This is a genomic window from Brevundimonas sp. GW456-12-10-14-LB3 (assembly GCF_059424365.1).
In genome coordinates, this window is sequence record NZ_JBWKZJ010000013.1 from 1 (window position 1) to 18,324 (window position 18,324).

Sequence of the window (18,324 nt, forward strand, 5' to 3'; positions counted from 1 at the left end):
GGTCTCGACCGTGCGGATGACCGGCGCGGGTTCGGGTGCGGGCGGGGCGGGCAGGGCGGCGGCCAGGGGCACGACGCAGGCTGCGCACTTGGCCCCCAGATGCTTGTTGACCGGGCCGTCCATGCCGCCGGACTGGATGGTCTGCGGCCCTTCTGCGGAACAGATGACCAGAGGCTGGCCCGGCTGGGCCGCCGCCAAGGCGCCGAACGGCAGCAGACTTCCGAGCACGATGGCGAAGACCGCCGCCAGGAAGGCGAGCGACTTCGATGTCGACCAATGATCGGCGCCGGAACGGTTCACGCCTCGCCTCTACGGCGTTTCGCCAAGGGCGTACAGGCTACAGTTCGCCGCGCGCCGCTTGGCGGGGACTGAACTTGGGCGCCGGGGCCAGGCGCATGACCTCGCCCTGATAGCGTTCGTCGTCGCCGGCGACGGCGAAGGGCAAAGCGTCAGCGCAGGCCTGGAGCAGGGCGTCCAGCCAGGGCTGCTCCGCCTTGTGGAAGTCTCCCAGGACGTGGGGCATGACCATCTCCTTCTCGCCGGGATGGCCGATCCCCATCCGGGCGCGACGGAAGTCCGGTCCCAGATGACTGATCAGCGAGCGGATTCCGTTCTGGCCGGCTGCTCCGCCGCCGGTCTTCATGCGGAACCGACCGGGCGCCAGGTCGATCTCGTCATGGAAGACGATGATCTCGCTGGGCTTGATCTTGTAGAAGCGCGCGGCCTCGCCGACGGCCCGGCCGCTTTCGTTCATATAGGTCTGGGGCTTCATCAGCAGGACCTTGACCGGGCCATTCGCCGTCTCGACCTGACCCTCGCTGACGATCGACTGAAACTTGGCCCGCTCGGGGCCGAACCGCCAACGCCGCGCGATCTCGTCGGCGGCCATGAAGCCGATGTTGTGGCGGTTCTTCTCGTATTTGGCGCCTGGGTTGCCCAGACCGGCGATGATGATCATGACGTCCTCATGCCGTGTGCGTCGCCCAAAGAAAAGCCCCGCCGCGGCGAGCCGGGCGGGGCTTGGTTCCGGCGATGCGACGAAGGCTCAGCCTTCGGTCGTCTCGGCCTCGGCGGCTTCGTCGGCGGCGGCCGACAGGGCGGCGGACGAGACCTTGATGGTGGCGATCACGAAGTCGCGGTCGGTGATGGTGGGCTGGGCGCCCTTGGGCAGGGCGATGTCCGAGATGCGGATGGTGTCGCCCATCTGGGCCTTGGCCAGATCGACCACCAGTTCTTCCGGAATGCTGTCGGCCTTGACCAGGATTTCAACGGCGTGACGGACGACTTCCAGCGAACCGCCCTGACGGGCGAACGGCGCTTCGTCAGCGTTCTTGAAGTGCACGGGCACTTCGATCTTGACCGGGGCGTGCTCATCGACGCGCATCAGGTCGAAGTGCAGGGGACGGTCCGACACCGGGTCGAACTGTACGTCCTTGGCGATGACCGGCTGGGTTTCTTCGCCGTACTTCAGCGTCACCAGATGGCCCAGCAGCTTGCCGGTGTAGAGCGACTTGCGGAAGTCCTTCTCGTTCACCGAAAGGGCGACGGGGGCCTTGTCGCCGCCGTACAGGACGCCCGGCACGAAACCGGCGCGACGGGCGGCGCGGGCGCCACCGGTGCCGACGCCTTCGCGGACGTCCACGTTCAGAATGATCTCGGCCATCTGGCTCGCCTCAACAACAACGGAAACACCGCGCCAACCCTGGGCCCGCGCGGCGGGGGTCATGAACCCTCGAATTCAAGAGCGCGGGCTATTACACGCATCATGACGGATGTGCAACCGCCTGAGACCGGATCGGCGACCGCTCAGCGGAATCACGCCGCCTGAGCGTCGATCTTCGGCAGGGCGGCGGGGTCGATGACGATCGCCAGCAGTTCGGCGGCGTTGAACGGCTTGGCCAGATGGTGGTCCGCTCCGGCCGAGCGACCCGCCGCCACATGTTCGGGCATGGCGTTGGCCGTCAACATGACGATCGGGGTTCGCGCCGCCCCGGTCGCGCTTTCATGCAGTCGAATCTCCCGGGTGGCGGTCAGGCCGTCCATCACCGGCATCTGCATGTCCATCAGCACCAGGTCAAAGCTGCGAAGACGGAAGGCGTCAACGGCCTCTGCGCCGTTTTCGACCATGCACAGCTCGACCGAGGTCTGGGCTAGAATCAGCTCGATCACCCGACGGTTGGTGGGATGGTCGTCGGCGACCAGCACCCGCACGGGACGGCGCAGGCGAGCCGGCGTTTCAGGGTCGGCCTGGGGTTCGCTCTGGGCCGGAGCGTCGCAGACCGACAGGGGCAGGGTCAGTATGAAGGCCGAGCCGCCCCCGGGCTCGCTTTCGCAATCCAGGTCGCCGCCCATCATCTCCGCCAACTGGCGGCAGATCGACAGCCCCAGGCCGGAGCCGCCGAACTTGCGCGTAATGCCGCCGTCGGCCTGTTCGAAGCGTCGGAACAGACGCTCTCTCGTCGCTGAGTCGAAACCGATGCCGGTGTCTTCGACGGTGAAGCGCAGGGTCGGCCCACGCGCATGGTCCGCTCCACGCTGGACGGTCAGGCCGACAAAGCCCTGGCTGGTGAATTTGACGGCGTTGGAGATCAGATTGGTCAGGATCTGCTTCAGGCGCACGACGTCGCCCATGACCCAAAGCCCGTCTTCGACATCGATGTCCACATGGAAGCCGAGGTGCTTCTCGCGGGCGTTCTCGGCATAGAGCTGGGCCGCCTCGCGCACCGCGCCAGCCAGTTCGAAGGCGTCCTCAGTCAATTCCAGCCTGCCCGATTCGACCCGCGCCAGATCCAGAATGTCGCTCAGCAGGGTCCGAAGCGTCTGGCCGGAGGCTTGCATCAGATCCAGGATTTCGCGCTGCTCGGCCGTCAGTTCCGTCTTGGCTAGAGCCTGGGACAGGCCGATGACGCCGTTCAGCGGGGTGCGAATCTCGTGGCTCATATTGGCCAGGAACAGGCTCTTGGCCACATTGGCCGCCTCGGCCGCGTCGCGCGCCTCGCCCAGGGCGCGGGCGTCGTGCTTCAGGTCGGTGATGTCGTTGCAGACGGTGACGGTCCCACCCTCCGCCGTCCGGCGGTCCTGGATCCGCAGCCAGCGGTCGCCAGCCACCTGCTGCTCAATGAAGGAGGATGCGGCGCGGCGCGCCCTCAGCCGCTCGGCGATCCACTCGTCCTCGCGCCCGATGGCGTCGTCATACCGCCCTTCGTCCATGCCGATCCGAATCAGGTCCAGGAAGGGGGTCCCGACCTTTAGAAGCGGCCCCAGTTCCGGGTTCACCTGGGCATAGCGGGCGTTCCACAGCACCAGTCGATCGTCGGCGTCGAAGAAGGCCAGGCCGTCCGGCATGGCTTCGACCGCCTCGCGGATGCGCGCCAGGGCTCCCGCCCGCGTCATATAGGCCATGACCCCGATCACCCCGCCCGTTCCGCCGACGGCCAGAAAGACGAGGATGATCAGGGGGCGCATCGCCTCTGGAGACAAGGCGGCCTGCCGTCCCGCCGCCGGATCGGGCGTCACGCTCAGCGCCGCCGTACCCATGACATGGAGGAACATGATGGCGGCGACCGCCCCGCCGGCGCTCAACAACAGGCGAGGAAGGCTGCCCCGACGATGCAGGAAGGCGGTTGCGCCCGCGATGGCCATGCCGCCGACGATAGACAGAACCACCAGATCGGACCGCCACTCCATCCGACCGGACGCCTGGAAACCCACCATGCCCAGATAGTGCATGGCCGCCACGCCGGACAAGGCGATCAGCCCCGCAAACGTCCGCCACAGCCGTCCTCGCGCCAGGGCCACGACGACGGCCAAGCCGATCATCGCCATAGCCAATATGCTGGACCCCAGGGCCAGGCCGACGTCATAGGTCCCGCCCAGGCGGGCGGCCAGCGCCTTCATGGCCAGGACATGGGCCACCCAGGTCGTGAGCGAGGCGACGATGCCGGCGGCGACGGCGAGCCGCCAGCGCGTCTTGACGTCCCGCCGGCGTGTCAGCTCGATCAACTGCAGGGTCGACGCCATTCCCGCAAAGCAGAAGGCGACGGCGAGCAGGCTGAGCCGCCAGTCGTGACCGTACAGGACCGCGTCCATCGTCCGAACCAAGGAAGTTCCCCCTTTGGCGACAGCCTGCCTAAAACTCCTAAACAAACCGTGCGGTCAGGCTTGGAAAAATCGCCGGTCCTGTCGGCGCGGCGTCACAAAATCCGTGCAAGGATGGGATTTACCCAACCGTTCGAGCGAGTCTCGCGCCGCCCATGTCCTATGATTCCTCGCCTTCGCCGGTGGCGCCGACCTCGACGTCTCGATTGTGGACGGTAGGCATCAGCATCGCGATCGCGGTGGGGGTTCTGCTGGGTCTCGCCTTCGTCCATCCTCAGATCGCCGGATGGCTGGTCAGCGGGGCGGTGGTGGTGGCCGGATCGGCCTGGCTGCTGAACGCCCAGTCGCCGGCGCCGGCGCCGACGCCGACGCCGGAGGGCGCGCCTGCGGACGGGGCGACCGATCCCGTCACCGCCGACCTGCTCGACAGGGTGTTCGAAAGCCTGGACGATCCTGTTCTGATCGTCAGCGGCGGCGAGCCGGACGACATCGCCGGTCGGCGCATCGTGATGGCGAACAAGGCCGCGCGCGACCTGTTGCGGATCCATCGTCAGGGCGCGCTGCTGGTCCAGGTGATCCGTGAGCCGGGGGTGCTGGAAGCTGTGGACGAAGCCCTCTTCGGCGACGTCTCGCGCACGACAGACTACACCACCGGCGGGCAGCGGGACCGGCGTTGGCGCGCCTGGACCCGGCCATTGTCCACCGAGGCCGCGGAGGGGCGCGATCCCCTGGCCCTGGTCGTCCTGCGCGATGAGACCGCCGCGCGCCGCACCGAGATGATGCGCGTCGACTTCCTGGCCAACGCCAGCCACGAACTGCGCACGCCGCTCGCCTCGCTCAGCGGCTTCATTGAAACCCTGAAGGGTCACGCGCGCGACGACGCCGCAGCGCGCGATCGATTCCTGGACATCATGTCGGCCCAGGCGGATCGCATGGGGCGTCTGGTCGCCGACCTTCTGTCGCTCAGCCGGATCGAGCTGAATGAACATATTCCGCCGTCAGGCCGGGTCGATCTGGATCGCGCGGCGGCCGACGTGGTCGACGCCGTCAGCATTCTGACCCAGGCCAAACAGATCGTCGTGGCCCTGGACCGCGGGGAGACACGCGCCTCCATAAACGGCGACCGCGACGAAATCCTCCAGGTCGTCCAGAATCTGCTGGACAACGCCGTCAAATATTCACCCGCCGGGGGCACAGTGGAGATTTCGGTGCGCTCGGACCTGTCGTTCGACGAGGCCTGGTCGTCCCGCATGCCGGGCGCGACGCGGTTGCCGCTGGTCACGCCGGACCGGGCTGCGGGCGTCCTCTATGCAGCCGTCACCGTGCGCGATCATGGGCCGGGCATGGCGCGCGAGCACCTGCCGCGACTGACCGAGCGATTCTATCGAGTCGAAGGTCAAAAGAGCGGCGAGCGCCAGGGCACCGGACTGGGCCTGGCCATCGTCAAACACATCGTCAATCGCCACGAGGGCGGTCTGGTGGTGGAGAGCGCACCGGGTCTGGGCGCCGCCTTTACCGCCTGGTTCCCCATGGTGGTCGAACGGCGGGATGTTCGCGCCGCCTCCTGATCGCCGCGCCGCGCCATCTGCGCTGTTATGGAACTGTCACTAAGTCGTCTTATTCCGCTGACCATTCGCGGGCAGTAGTCGCGCCGCGTAGCCGCCGGATCGCCGGCCTTCTTTCGATTCGCGCCTGACCGCCTCGGACCCGGAATGATCTGGATTTACCTACTGATCCTCGTCGCGCTCAGCGTCGCCGCCTATCTGGGCGGTCGCGCCCTGGCCGTCCGCCGCGCCGTCGGGGCCAAGCCGCATTCGCGACCCGGACAGCATGGCGCCTACGCCCTGATCTGGGTCGCCGCGCCGGCCCTGCTGGTTCTGGTGCTGATGAGTCTGTTCTCGGCGCCCCTGGAGCGGCAGCTGACCGCAGTGGACACGCCGCCGGAGGTGGCCGCCCTGGATCCGTTCCGTCGCGACGCTTTCTTCGCCGACGCCCATCGCCTCGGTCGCGGCGAGCCCGCCCTTCAGATCTGGGAACGGCCCCTGGCCGAGCAGCTCCCGGTCGAAGCGCGCCGCATGGTCAGTATCGAGCGCACCTTGAAGTGGGGCGGGGGACTGGCCGCCGTCCTGGCCGCCGTCTTGGGCGGTCTGTTCGCCATGACCCAAATCCGTCCCCAGACACGCGCGCGCAACCGGGTGGAAGGCTGGGTGTACGGCGCCCTGTTCGTCTGTTCCGCCATCGCCGTTCTGACGACGATCGGCATCATCGCCTCCCTGGCCTTCGACTCCTTCCGCTTTTTCCAGCGGGTCCCGATCTTCGACTTCCTGTTCGGAACCCAGTGGAGCCCCCAGATCGCCATCCGCGCCGACCAGGTGGGATCGACCGGGGCATTCGGCGCCGTGCCCCTGTTCGCGGGCACCCTGCTGATCATGGCGATCGCCATGTGCGTGGCCGCGCCGATCGGACTTCTGTCGGCCATCTATCTGTCGGAATACGCCGGGCGCGGCACGCGGGCGGTGGTCAAGCCGCTGCTGGAGATTCTGGCCGGGGTGCCGACGGTGGTCTACGGCTTCTTCGCCGCCCTGACCGTGGGGCCGCTCCTGCGGGTCTTCTTCAATGAAATCGGGCTGTTTCTGATCGGCGGACCGCTGGACGGCCTCGGTCATTATCTGGCCCTGGTGCAGAACCAGATGGCTCTGACGGCCGGCGCTGTGATGGGGATCATGCTGATCCCCTTCGTCTCCTCCCTGTCGGATGACATTCTGAACGCCGTGCCCCAGACCCTGCGCGACGGCTCCTTCGCCATGGGCGCCACCAAGTCGGAGACGGTGAAGCGGGTTCTTCTGCCGGCCGCCCTGCCGGGCATCGCCGGCGCCCTGCTGCTGGCCATGTCGCGCGCGATCGGCGAGACCATGATCGTGACCATGGCGGCGGGCCTTGCGGCCAACCTGACCTTCAATCCGCTGGACACGGTGACCACCGTCACGGTCCAGATCGTCACGCTGCTGACCGGCGACCAGGAGTTCAACAGCGCCAAGACCCTGTCGGCCTTCGGCCTGGGGTTGACCCTGTTCATGGCGACCCTGGTGCTCAACATCGTCGCCCACCGCATCGTGCAGACCTATCGGGAACAATATGACTGACGCGACCTCCGATCGCCTCGCCGGCGCGACCGACAGGACGCGGCTGGACCGACTGCGCGCCGGGCTGAAACGACGCCACGCCAAGGAGGCGCGGTTCAAATGGTATGGCCGTCTGGCCATCGCCGCCGCCGTCCTGTTCCTGGCCATCCTTCTGGTGCGGATCGTGGAGCAGGGGCACACCGCCTTCTACACCCATACGGTGACCGTCCCGGTCTATATGGACCCGGCCCGCGTGGATCGGGCCTATCCTCAAGGGTCCAACTTCGAGCAATTGGCCGCCGAGCAGCAGCTGGCGCGCTGGGGCGTTCAGGACGACGCTGCCGGTCGCGCCTCGGCCGAAATGCGCGGCCTGTTCTCGTCCGAGCTGAAGTTCGTCGCCGCCGACCTAGTCGCCAAACGCCCGGACGTCATCGGCGAGACCGTGCCCCTGGCCGCGCCCCTATCGGACGATGCGGACCTGTATCTGAAAGGCGAGATTTCGAAATCGACCCCTGAAGACCAGCGCCGTCTGACGGATCGGCAGATCGCCTGGTTGGAGCGGATGCAGGCCGAGGGGGTGGTGGGGGCGCACTTCAACACCGCCCTGTTCACCAACGGCGACTCGACCCAGCCGGAACTGGCGGGCGTGCTGGGCGCGGTGGTGGGTTCGGCCCTGATGCTGATGGTCACCGCCCTGATCGCCATTCCGCTGGGCGTCGGCGCAGCGGTCTGGTTGGAGGAGTTCGCGCCCAAGAACAGGCTGACCGACATCATCGAGGTCAATATCAACAACCTCGCAGCCGTGCCCTCGATCGTCTACGGCCTGTTGGGCCTGGCGCTGTTCATCAACTGGATGCACCTGCCGCGCGCCAGTCCCCTGGTCGGCGGCCTGGTCCTGGCACTGATGGCCCTGCCGACCCTGGTCATCGCCACCCGGTCCTCGCTGAAGGCGGTGCCGCCCTCGATCCGGGAGGCGGCCCTGGCCATGGGCGCCTCGCGCACCCAGACGGTGTTCAGCCACGTTCTGCCCCTGGCCATGCCGGGCGTGATGACCGGCGCCATCATCTCCATGGCCCACGCCCTGGGCGAAACCGCGCCCCTGCTGCTGATCGGCATGGTCAGCTTCGTGCCGGGCGTGCCGCACGCCATCGACCAGCCGGTCGGCGCCCTGCCGTCGCTGATCTACATTTGGGAAAACGCCTCTGAACGCGCCTTCCACGAACGCACGGCTGCGGCGATCATCGTTCTGCTCGTCTTCATGATCATCATGAACGCGGCGGCTATCATCTTGAGGCGGCGCTTCGAGCGCCGGTGGTAAGAGCATGAAAACTCGCATCTTCCGTTCTGCTGAAGACCAGACCGGCGCCGGGACGGCCGATCCGACCGACGCCGTGCGCATGGGCGGTCAGGTTCTGCCTGCGGCCGTGAGCGAAGCGTCCGAAACGGCTGGCGACGCAGACCGGATCGAGGCCGCCGCCGAATCTTCGCGCCAGGCGGACCAGACGGTCGTGGCTACGCCGCCCACCGGCCCGATCAAGATCGCCGCGCGCGACGTTTCGGTCTTCTACGAGGGCAAACAGGCCCTCTTTGAGGTGTCGCTGGACATACCAGACAAGACGGTCACGGCCCTGATCGGTCCTTCTGGCTGCGGCAAGTCGACCTTCCTGCGGACCATGAACCGCATGAACGACACCATCTCCGGGGCCAAGGTCACGGGGCGGATCGCCATGGACGGCGAAGACATCAACGACCGCTCCATCGACCCGGTCCTGCTGCGCGCGCGGGTCGGCATGGTGTTCCAGCGTCCGAACCCCTTCCCCAAATCGATCTACGAAAACGTCGCCTACGGCCCCAAGATCCACGGCCTGGTCTCGGCGAAGTCCGAGATGGACGGCGTGGTCGAAAGCGCCCTGAAACGCGCGGGCCTTTGGGATGAAGTCGCCGATCGCCTTCAGTCCTCGGCCATGGGCCTGTCGGGCGGCCAGCAGCAGCGTCTGGTGATCGCCCGCGCCATCGCCGTGAACCCCGAAGTGATCCTGATGGACGAGCCCTGCTCGGCGCTTGATCCCATCGCCACCGCCCGGATCGAAGAGCTGATCGACGAACTGCGCGAGCGGTTCTGCATCGTCATCGTCACCCACTCCATGGCCCAGGCTGCCCGGGTGTCGCAACGCACGGCCTTCTTCCACATGGGGCGTTTGGTCGAGACCGGCGACACCGAAGACATCTTCCAGAATCCGCGCGAGCGGCGCACCCTGGACTACATCACGGGACGCTTCGGCTAATGAACCAGCACACGGTCAAGGCTTATGGCGACGAGCTGAATCAGATCACGGCCGAGATCGCCCGCATGGGCGGTCTCGCCGAGGCCCAGGTCGCAGATGCGATCGACTCTGTCGCCCGGCGCGACATCGCCCTGGCCCGCGCCGTGGTCGAGCGGGACCTCAAGCTCGACGCCCTGCACCGTGACATCGAAAAGAAGGCCATTCGCCTGATCGCCCTGCGCCAGCCGGTCGCCAGCGACCTGCGCCGCACCCTGGGCGCCATGAAGATCGCGACCGACCTGGAACGCACCGGCGACCTGGCCAAGAACATCGCCAAGCGCGCCCTGATCCTGGCCGAGGGCGAGCCCATGCAACCCCTGACCCGGTCGATCGAGCGGATGGGGCGGCTGGTCTCGACCCGGCTGCGGGACGTGCTGGACGCCTATACGGCCTCAGAGCTGGATCGCGCCGTCGCCGTCTGGCAGACCGACGACGAGGTCGATGAGCATTACAACGCCCTGTTCCGCGAACTGCTCACCTATATGATGGGCGACCCGCGCACGATCGGGGCCTGCACCCATCTGCTCTTCATGGCCAAAAACCTGGAGCGGATCGGCGACCACGCGACCAATATCGCCGAGACCGTGCACTACGAAATCACCGGCGAAGACATCGTGGGCGAACGCCCGCGCGCCCAACCCACGGCCGAAGATTCCGATCCGACGCCGAACCTTTCGACGCACTGACCCGAGACCGGAGACCCGACGTGCAGCCCTATATCCTTGTGATGGAAGACGAGGACGCGCTGGCGACCCTGCTTCAGTACAACCTTGAAAAGGAAGGCTACGACGTCACCGTCGCCGCCGACGGCGAGGAGGGGATGCTCCAGATCGACGAGCGCCAGCCCGATCTCGTTCTGCTGGACTGGATGCTGCCCAAGCTGTCGGGCATCGAGGTCTGCCGTCGCATCCGGGGCAAGGCCGAGACGCGCAACCTGCCCATCATCATGCTGACGGCTCGCGGCGAGGAAAGCGATAGGGTGCGGGGGCTGGATACCGGCGCCGACGACTATCTGACCAAGCCCTTCTCGATGGTCGAGCTGATCGCCCGCATCCGCGCCGTCTTGCGCCGCATCCGTCCGGGTCTTGCCGACGACCGCCTGAACCACGGCGACATCATCATCGACCGCGTCTCCCATCGGGTGAAGCGGTCTGGGCAGGAAGTCCATCTGGGGCCGACCGAGTTCCGCCTGCTGGATCACTTCATGCAGCATCCGGGCCGGGTGTTCAGCCGCGAGCAGCTGCTGGACGCCGTGTGGGGGTCGGACGTCTATGTCGAGGCGCGCACAGTGGACGTCCACGTGGGCCGTCTGCGCAAGGCCCTGGCCATCGGCGACGACAGCGCCAATCCGATCCGCACGGTCCGCTCAGCCGGCTATTCGCTGGATCTGGAAGGCTGATCAGCCCTCAGCGCCGGACGCGCCAGGTGCCGGGCTCGATCACCGGCCCCGGATGGGCTTGAACCGATCGATTTGACGCCGTCTGGACGGGGAGGGGAATGGGCGTCGCCGCCTCAAGGCGTCGCTCGATTTCAGGCTCTACCGCACGGGCGATCCGGGGCGCCGCGTCTTCGGCCATGAGGATGTGATGCGGACCAAGGGGAAGCAGAGGCGTGACCCCGTCTTCGCTCTCCAGTCCGTCGGGCAGGCAGGCGGACCGGTCAAATCCATAGAGGTGGCTGGCCAGGTCGAATACGCCGCGTTCCACCAGGGTGCGGACCCCCAGTTGCATCGGCTCCAACTGGCTGGCGCCTCCCGATATGTCGAAGACGTTGCCGTCCAGAAAGTCGAAGACGCCGGCCTTGATCTCTCGGCCGATCAACTGCTTCTGATAGGAGGCGACGGCCGCGACCTGTTGGCTGACGGAATCCACCAGGCGCAGGTCGATGGCGATATTCATCACATAGGCGCTGTTGCGGAAACTGCCCTTGGCGCCCTGGCTGTCCACCTCGCCCCCGGCGGCGTCGACGCCCGAAGATCGGATGTTGTAGTTCAGCTCGGTGACGCCGCCGACGATGTAGTAGCGCGAACCCGCGATCTGACCGGTCAGGACCGGTCGGGGGGCAAGAGCCGTCGCATCGGCCGGAACGACGGTCGAGACCACCTCGGGGTCCGGTTCCGACGGCGTCCGGGGCGCGATCGTCGCGGCAGGCGTCGTTTCGCCGATCAGGGCCCCGGACACAGCCCCCGTCTGGGCGTAGGCCAGCTCGATGTCGGACACGGAGCGGTCATAGCGTTCGACCACCGGCAGTCCGGCCCTGCCCAAGGCGGTCATGGCGAAAAGCGCGGCGCCCTGGCTGACTTTTCGTCCAGTGTCCCAGTCGTTCTTGCCGGTCAGGTCCGAAATGGCCCCCACGGCCAAGGTCGGCCCGCGCAGGCTCTGGGCGCGCGCCGCCCGTGCAAGGCACTCCAGCGATTGAGTGTAGGGCGTCGGGTTCGGTGTCGCCGGCGCGCCCCCCAGGGTGCGGGCGTAAAGCCCGGTCGCCGGATCGTAATGGGCGCCGACACAGCCGGACATTCCAACGGCCGCGACGCACAGGGCGGCGGTCATTTGTATCGACAGGCGCTGCATGGCGCCTCGAATACCCCAAATCCGTGAAGATTCAGGAAAGCGTCAGGAGCCGGGCAGGGCGGCGTAGGTCGGCAGCGTCGGACCGGACGGATTGGCGGCCGGGTTCAGACAGTCGGCGGTCGCGTTCCCGCCCTGAAGATTGGCGATCAGCTGAAATACGCCCCGCTCGACGAGCGTGCGCACCGCCGCTTGCAAAGGCTCCATGGCGCCGCGTCCGCCGTTCAGATTGGCGCCGTAGTCTCCGACTGTCCCGACCAGCCCCAGGCTGGCGTCGCGCCCAGTCACCTGTTTCTGGAAAGAGGCCATGTCGATCACCTGCTGTGTGCGGGTGTCCACCAGGCGCAGATCGACGGCGACGTTCATCACATAGCCGGTCGTGGACGCCGTGCCGCGCACCCCGGCTGCGGCCGCCTCTCCGACCGTGGCCTTCAGACCGGAGGAGGCGATATTGTAGTTCAGCTCGGTGACGCCGCCGACGATGTAGTACTGCGACCCCGCGATCTGGCCCGCATAGATGGGGCGGAAGTTCTGAGGGTCGGAGCCCGCCCGTTCGGGGGTGTCCGACAACAGATGTTGGCGGGCGTAGTTCAGCTCGATCTCCGCGACGGAATTGTCCAGCCGTTCGACAACGGGAACGCCCGCCTTACCCAGGGCGGTGATGGCGAACAGGGCCGCGCCCTGCGGGATTTTGGCGCCAGTGTCGAAATCCACGCGCCCCGTCAGGTCGGAAATCCGGCCGACCGAGATGCGCGGGGCCGGGCGCCCCGCCGCACGTTCCGCCAGGCAGGTCAAGGCAGGTGTATAAGGAGTCGGATTGGAGGTGACAGGGGCGTCGCCGATCGGCGGGACATAGTTCTGGCGCGTCTCAGCCGACGCCAGGCCGGGCGTCAGTCCCAGACCAGCGGCGATAACGAGCGCGGCGGCGCGAAGGGCGATCGGCGACATGTGTCGTTCCTGAACAGTCTTAGGTCTCTCGACGGTTGAAACGCACCGTTCGGGCCAGCGAGAAATTCGCCCGGAAAACGAAAACGCCCGTCGGCGAACCGACGGGCGTCCAGCCTTCCCTGATCGAAGACCTATTGTCCGGTCGTGTTGCGTCCGGTCACTGTGGTGGTCGCATTGATCGGGGCGTTGTTGATCTGTGTCGAATCCAGCACCACCGTGTTCCAGGAACCGTTGACGTTGACGTTGATCTGATTGCCGATCGCCGTCGAACTGGCGGTCAGGGCCCCCGCCGTGAAGCTGTCTGCGCCGGAGCGGAAGAAGTCCGCCCCGGAGGTCTGGCCGTTGGCGTTGACGTTGATCTGGCTTCCGCCCTGACCGTCCTGGATCACCCCGTTCATGATGACGCGGTTGTTGTTCGCATCACGGGTGGACGGATTGAAGGCGGTGGACAGGGTGCGGCGGGCCCCACCGTATCCGGCCTCCATCTGGGCGACGCTGGACTGGGCCTGAACCGCGCTTGCAGCGGCGAGAAGGCTCAGAACGGAGAGCGCAAGCAGCCGGTGTCTCATTTAAGTCTCCTCGCCTGATCCTACGGCGGGACGCGACCGCGGCCGCGTCCCGCCGTAGGATCAGAAGCCCTTGACGGTCAGGCTGTTGCCGATCGACGTGGCGGCGGCGTCGATCTTGCCGGAGACGGCGCCGACCGACAGGTTCGTCACGGCGTTCAGAGGCGCGGCGTGGGCGAACTGGTTGGAGGACAGGTTGGCCACGTCGGCGGTCACATTGGCGATGTTGCCGCCGGCGATGGCGCTGACGGTCAGATCGCCGCCGACCGAACCCAGCTCGGCGTTGACCACGGCCGACGGATCGCGGTTCAGGATTTGCTGGTTCAGATCGATGCGGCCCGCCTGCGCCACGTCCACCGACGTGTTGTTGGCGATGGCGCTGGAGTTCAGGGTGACGTCCGAGGCCGCGTCGCCGATCTTGGCGTTCAGCGTAGCGTAGGCCTCGCCTTGGAAGACTTGGTGCGAAGACAGGGATTCGACCGACCGGCCCTCGGCCTTGAAGTTGTTGCCGATGGAGGTGGCGGCGGCGGTCACGGTGTCGGCGGCGTGACCGATTGTGGTGTTGACCGTGGCGTTCAAGATCGAGTTCGTGCCGTCGATGCGCTGGGTGTTGGCGATCGACTTGCTCCAGACTGCGTCATAGCAGGGGTCGGTGGGGCGGCAGGTGTTGCTGGTGGTGGTCGTGGTGGCGGTCTGGGCGAAGGCGACAGGCGCGACGCTCAGAGCGGCCAGTGCGGCGGCGGCGGCGATGGCGGTTTTCATGGCGATGTCTCGAATTCGGTCAGAGGGACGGTCCTCCGTCCCCCAGGTCGCAAACACCATGCCTGAATGCCCGATCAGATCTGGGCCGCCACCACCTCGTCCGGTTCCAAGGCGTAGACCGTGGCGCAATATTCGCAGGTGACGTGGATACGCCCGTCGTCCTCGATCATTTCGGCCCGTTCGGCCGGGTCGAAGGAGGCCAGGACCGAGGCGATGCGGTCCTTGGAACACCGACAGACGGCCGTCAGCGGTCGCGCACCCTCCAGCCGGACCCCGTCCTCGTGGAACAGGCGGAACAGCAGGGTTTCGGGCGTGATGGTGGGGTCGATCAGTTCGTCGTCGGCCAGGGTGCCGAACAGGGCGCGGGTGCGGTCCCAGACTTCCTCGGTCGAGCCGCGCGTCTCGTCGCCGGCGATGATCTGGATCATCGCCCCGCCGGCGCGCCACTGGACCCCGGCGCCGGTCTGGACTGAGCCGACGGCCAGGCGCACCTTGGTCGGCACCTGTTCTGACTGCTGGAAATAGTGTTCGGCGCACAGGGACAGGCTCTCGCCCTCGATCGGGGTGATGCCTTGCGTTCGTTCGAAATCAGGACCGCGGTCCAGGGTCATGATGAAAACGCCCTGACCCAGCAGGGTCCGGGCGCCCGGCCGCGCGAAGCCCTGAGAGGCCGCCGCCACCTCGTCCTCGTCATAGCGGCAATAGCCCCGCAGAGACCCGTCCGTGCCATAGTCGGCGACGACATAGCGCACCGGCCCGTCGCCCTGGGCCTGGACCAGGAGCCGGCCTTCGAACTTCAGGCTGGAGCCGATCAGGGCCGCCAGGGCGCAGGCTTCGCCCAGCAGGGCGGCGACCGGCTCAGGATAGGCGTGGGCGGCCAGTATGGTGTCGATCGCCGCGCCCAGCCGAACCAGGCGACCGCGCACGGGCCAGCCCTCGATCTGGAAGGCGGCGGCCAGGTCGTCGGAAACAGCGGATTGGGGCGCGTGATCGGTCACGGCAAGGTCCTTGGAAGGCGTCATTTCGGGATCGGGGCTATTTAGGCGCCCGAGACCGGCTTGGTAAGAGGCGCCCCCAACATCCCGCCGGCCGCGCCTCAAGGGCTTGCGCCTGCGCCCAAGCCAGGCATCTTTCTATCTGATCCGGTCGGGTGGGGCGGAACCGTTTTTGGCGCGGTTCGCTCCTTCGCTGATGCGGAACCGCCGTTCCGCCTATCGGCCGAACGACGGCGGGCGCCGTGACCCGACCGCGAACGGTCTGGATGAAGAGGTTCACTATCCTATGGTCCGTAACTTCAACGCCTTGGACGAAGTTCGCAAACATCCGGGCGTCAGCGCCGGAACCCTGGCCGCCCTTCTGGTCGGCGCCGGTCTGGCCATCTATCTGTCGCAGCGCAGCGGCCCGACCCGCTATGAGCGGATCAAGATGCGGATGAATCCCCGCGGCTGGGTCGATACGGCCGATCTCCGCGACCGGTTGCATGACGCCGTGGACGCTTTCCGCCACCGGGCCGAAGACGCCGGGGAATGGGCTGGCGAGCGCGCCGGCGAATGGTCGCGCGAAGCGCGTCACCGGGCCGCCGACGGCGCCCGTTACGCCCGCGCCCGCGCCGACGGCTGGTTCCACGCAACTCGCAAGGGCTCCAAGAAGGCGCTGAAGAAACAGGGCAAGAAGGCGCGTCACTACGCCGATGAAGCCGGCGCCTACGCCCGGGATCATGCACGGGAGGGCGGGGCCTTGCTCGCCGTCGCGACCCTTGCGGCTGCGATCGGCGCCGTCGTTCTGGAAAGCCGCCGGCCGGACAGCCGCGTGCGCCGTATCGCCCGGTTCTGAGATTTCTTGCCGTCCGCAGCTCGGAATATCGCGGCGGGCGGCAAGGATTAAGCGCAACTGATCGCCTTCTTCAGCACACCTCGGCTTTGCCGCAGGCGCGAAGGCGGCTAAGACGCGCTCCATGACTGCGCGCCCCACCCTGATCTTCGACTTTGATTCGACCCTGGTCGATTTCGAGACACTGGAAGCCTTGGCCGACCTCGCCTTGGCGGACTCGCCCCAGGCTGAGGCGACGCGGGCCGAGATCGCCGCCCTGACCGATCAGGCCATGGCGGGCGACCTCGCTTTTGGGGAGGCGCTGCGTCGGCGTCTGGCCCTGCTGCCCCTGACCCGCGACCATGTGCAGTCCCTGGCGGAGCGCGCGCCCGACCGGCTGACCGCCTCTGTGCGGCGCAATCTGAACTTCTTCCAGCAGCACAAGGGCAGGGTGGTCATCCTGTCCGGCGGCTTCCGCGAGGTGATCGCGCCGGTGGCCGAACTGCTGGGCGTTTCGCCCGACCGGGTGCTGTGCAACGACCTGATCTATGACGCGGACGGGCGGGTGACGGGCGTAGACGACGCCAATCCCCTGTCCCACGCCGACGGCAAGCAGGCGGTCATTCACGGGCTGAACCTGTCGGGTCGCGTCGTCATGGTCGGCGACGGCTGGAACGACGCCGAGGTCAAGCTGGCCGGGGCGGCGGACGCCTTCTACGCCTTTACCGAGGTCGCGCGTCGTCCGTCGGTGATCGAGGTCGCCGACGCCGAAGCCGCATCCCTGGACGAGGTGCTGCACGCCGAGGGCCTGTCCGGCCGCTGGTCCTTTCCGCGCAGCCGGATGAAGATGCTGCTGCTGGAGAACATCCACCCCGTCGCCGTCGAGCGGCTGGAGGAGGCCGGCTATTCCGTCGAGACCATGAAGGGCGCCCTGGACGAGGACGATCTGATCGCCGCCATCAAGGGCGTACATGTGCTGGGCATCCGCTCCAAGACCACGGTCAGCCGCCGGGTGCTGGAGGAGGCCGACCGGCTGATGGCCGTCGCCGCCTTCTGCATCGGCACCAACCAGATCGACTTAGAGGCCGCCGCCGATCACGGGGTGGCGGTATTCAACGCCCCCTATTCGAACACCCGCTCGGTCGTGGAACTGGCCGTCGGCCTGATGATCGTCCTGATGCGCGACGTGCCCGACAAGTCTGCGGCCATGCACGTCGGAAAATGGAACAAGTCGGCGACCGGATCGAAAGAGCTGCGCGGCAAGACCCTGGGCATCGTCGGTTACGGCGCCATCGGCAGCCAGCTGTCGGTGCTGGCCGAGAACCTGGGCATGCGGGTGCTGTTCTACGACCTGTCGGAACGGCTCGCCCTGGGCAACGCCCGGCGCATGCGGTCGCTGGACGCCCTATTGGCCGAGAGCGACGTGGTGACCCTGCACGTTGACGGGCGGCGTGAGAATTCCAACATCTTCGGCGCGGCCCAGTTCGCCCGGATGAAGGAGGGCGCGCTGTTCCTGAACCTGTCGCGCGGCCATGTGGTCGATGTCGGCGCCCTGGCCCAGGCCATGGGGTCCGGCCGGATCGCCGGGGCCGCGGTCGATGTCTTCCCGGAAGAACCGCGCACCAATTCCGACCCATTCGAAAGCCCGCTTCAGGGGCTGAAGAACATGATCCTGACGCCGCACATCGGCGGTTCGACCGAGGAGGCCCAGGAAGCCATCGCCGAGTTCGCGGCCGAGCGTCTGCTGGGCTATCTGAACCGGGGCGACACCACCTTCAGCGTCAATCTGCCGAATGTGCAACTGGCCGAGGTCTCCGGCGCGCACCGCATCCTGCACATCCACAGGAACCAGCCGGGCGTCCTGGCCGAGCTGAACCGGGCCCTGGCGGCGGCGGGGCTCAACATCCTGGGGCAGCATCTGAAGACGGACGAGCGCACCGGCTATGTCATCACCGACGTGGACCGGGACTATGATCCCGAGGGCCTGCGGACGTTGAAGACGGTGCCCGGCACCCTGAAGTTCCGCACCCTGCATTAGGCGTTTCCGACATATTCCGCCGGATACTGACGTAACGGCATCTTGCGCTCTGCGCAGAGTGGCGCATCCTCCGGCTTAACGGCCGCGACA

General features: G+C 67.1%; 17 protein-coding genes. 8 read left to right on the plus strand and 9 right to left on the minus strand.

Annotation, left to right across the window (positions count from 1 at the left end; translation table 11 throughout):
- The 4 genes from AC07XS_RS07355 to AC07XS_RS07370 all read right to left on the minus strand — a co-directional run.
- On the minus strand, window positions 1–300 hold a 300-nt coding region (locus AC07XS_RS07355), incomplete at its 3' end, for a hypothetical protein (RefSeq protein ID WP_182713912.1).
- Window positions 301–337: 37 nt separating this feature from the next.
- Window positions 338–958: an aminoacyl-tRNA hydrolase gene (gene pth / locus AC07XS_RS07360; RefSeq protein WP_182713913.1), complete on the minus strand. Its 621-nt coding sequence runs from the start codon at window positions 956–958 to the stop codon at window positions 338–340.
- Between the two features lie 87 nt (window positions 959–1,045).
- Window positions 1,046–1,663, minus strand: a complete 618-nt coding sequence (locus AC07XS_RS07365; RefSeq protein ID WP_054765396.1) for a 50S ribosomal protein L25/general stress protein Ctc — start codon at window positions 1,661–1,663, stop codon at window positions 1,046–1,048.
- A gap of 152 nt (window positions 1,664–1,815) precedes the next feature.
- Window positions 1,816–4,101: an ATP-binding protein gene (locus AC07XS_RS07370; RefSeq protein ID WP_321207996.1), complete on the minus strand. Its 2,286-nt coding sequence runs from the start codon at window positions 4,099–4,101 to the stop codon at window positions 1,816–1,818.
- A 152-nt stretch (window positions 4,102–4,253) separates the two neighbouring features.
- On the opposite strand from AC07XS_RS07370, the gene AC07XS_RS07375 reads away from it, so the two are divergent.
- The 6 genes from AC07XS_RS07375 to phoB all read left to right on the plus strand — a co-directional run bounded on the left by AC07XS_RS07375 (window position 4,254) and on the right by phoB (window position 10,943).
- Entirely contained in the window at window positions 4,254–5,666 is a 1,413-nt protein-coding gene (locus AC07XS_RS07375) for an ATP-binding protein (RefSeq protein ID WP_182713914.1), read from the plus strand.
- Window positions 5,667–5,810: 144 nt separating this feature from the next.
- Window positions 5,811–7,241, plus strand: a complete 1,431-nt coding sequence (pstC, locus tag AC07XS_RS07380) for a phosphate ABC transporter permease subunit PstC (RefSeq protein ID WP_054765399.1) — start codon at window positions 5,811–5,813, stop codon at window positions 7,239–7,241.
- Window positions 7,234–8,538, plus strand: coding sequence for a phosphate ABC transporter permease PstA (gene pstA / locus AC07XS_RS07385; protein WP_054765400.1), 1,305 nt, complete (start codon window positions 7,234–7,236; stop codon window positions 8,536–8,538). Before pstC ends, pstA begins: the two co-directional genes overlap by 8 nt.
- A gap of 4 nt (window positions 8,539–8,542) precedes the next feature.
- Entirely contained in the window at window positions 8,543–9,505 is a 963-nt protein-coding gene (gene pstB / locus AC07XS_RS07390) for a phosphate ABC transporter ATP-binding protein PstB (RefSeq protein ID WP_054765401.1), read from the plus strand.
- Entirely contained in the window at window positions 9,505–10,230 is a 726-nt protein-coding gene (phoU, locus tag AC07XS_RS07395; protein ID WP_054765402.1) for a phosphate signaling complex protein PhoU, read from the plus strand. The genes pstB and phoU overlap by 1 nt, the downstream gene beginning before the upstream one ends.
- Before the next feature lie 20 nt (window positions 10,231–10,250).
- Complete coding sequence (gene phoB / locus AC07XS_RS07400) at window positions 10,251–10,943, plus strand: phosphate regulon transcriptional regulator PhoB (protein ID WP_152949895.1); 693 nt, start codon at window positions 10,251–10,253, stop codon at window positions 10,941–10,943.
- Window positions 10,944–10,950: 7 nt separating this feature from the next.
- Here phoB and AC07XS_RS07405 read toward each other — a convergent pair whose 3' ends face one another.
- The 5 genes from AC07XS_RS07405 to AC07XS_RS07425 form a co-directional block, all read right to left on the minus strand.
- Window positions 10,951–12,114: a CsgG/HfaB family protein gene (locus tag AC07XS_RS07405; protein ID WP_182713915.1), complete on the minus strand. Its 1,164-nt coding sequence runs from the start codon at window positions 12,112–12,114 to the stop codon at window positions 10,951–10,953.
- A gap of 42 nt (window positions 12,115–12,156) precedes the next feature.
- On the minus strand, window positions 12,157–13,059 hold the full coding sequence (gene hfaB / locus AC07XS_RS07410) for a holdfast anchoring protein HfaB (RefSeq protein ID WP_182713916.1): 903 nt from the start codon (window positions 13,057–13,059) through the stop codon (window positions 12,157–12,159).
- 131 nt (window positions 13,060–13,190) lie between these two features.
- Window positions 13,191–13,628 (minus strand): holdfast anchoring protein HfaA, encoded by a 438-nt coding sequence (hfaA, locus tag AC07XS_RS07415; RefSeq protein WP_182713917.1) that lies wholly within the window; start codon window positions 13,626–13,628, stop codon window positions 13,191–13,193.
- Window positions 13,629–13,688: 60 nt separating this feature from the next.
- The gene (locus AC07XS_RS07420) at window positions 13,689–14,387 is read right to left on the minus strand and encodes a hypothetical protein (RefSeq protein ID WP_182713918.1); all 699 of its coding nucleotides are present in this window, start codon (window positions 14,385–14,387) and stop codon (window positions 13,689–13,691) included.
- 74 nt (window positions 14,388–14,461) lie between these two features.
- A complete protein-coding gene (locus AC07XS_RS07425; protein ID WP_054766903.1) occupies window positions 14,462–15,385 on the minus strand; it encodes an Hsp33 family molecular chaperone in 924 nt (307 codons plus the stop codon).
- A gap of 169 nt (window positions 15,386–15,554) precedes the next feature.
- Between AC07XS_RS07425 and AC07XS_RS07430 the strand changes: the two genes are divergently transcribed.
- Together AC07XS_RS07430 and serA are read left to right on the plus strand one after the other, a co-directional pair.
- Window positions 15,555–16,220 (plus strand): YtxH domain-containing protein, encoded by a 666-nt coding sequence (locus AC07XS_RS07430; protein WP_227975895.1) that lies wholly within the window; start codon window positions 15,555–15,557, stop codon window positions 16,218–16,220.
- Window positions 16,221–16,341: 121 nt separating this feature from the next.
- Window positions 16,342–18,234 carry a phosphoglycerate dehydrogenase gene (gene serA / locus AC07XS_RS07435; RefSeq protein ID WP_182713919.1) on the plus strand — a complete coding sequence of 631 codons (1,893 nt, stop codon included), beginning with the start codon at window positions 16,342–16,344 and terminating at the stop codon, window positions 18,232–18,234.
- Window positions 18,235–18,324: the final 90 nt, after the last annotated feature.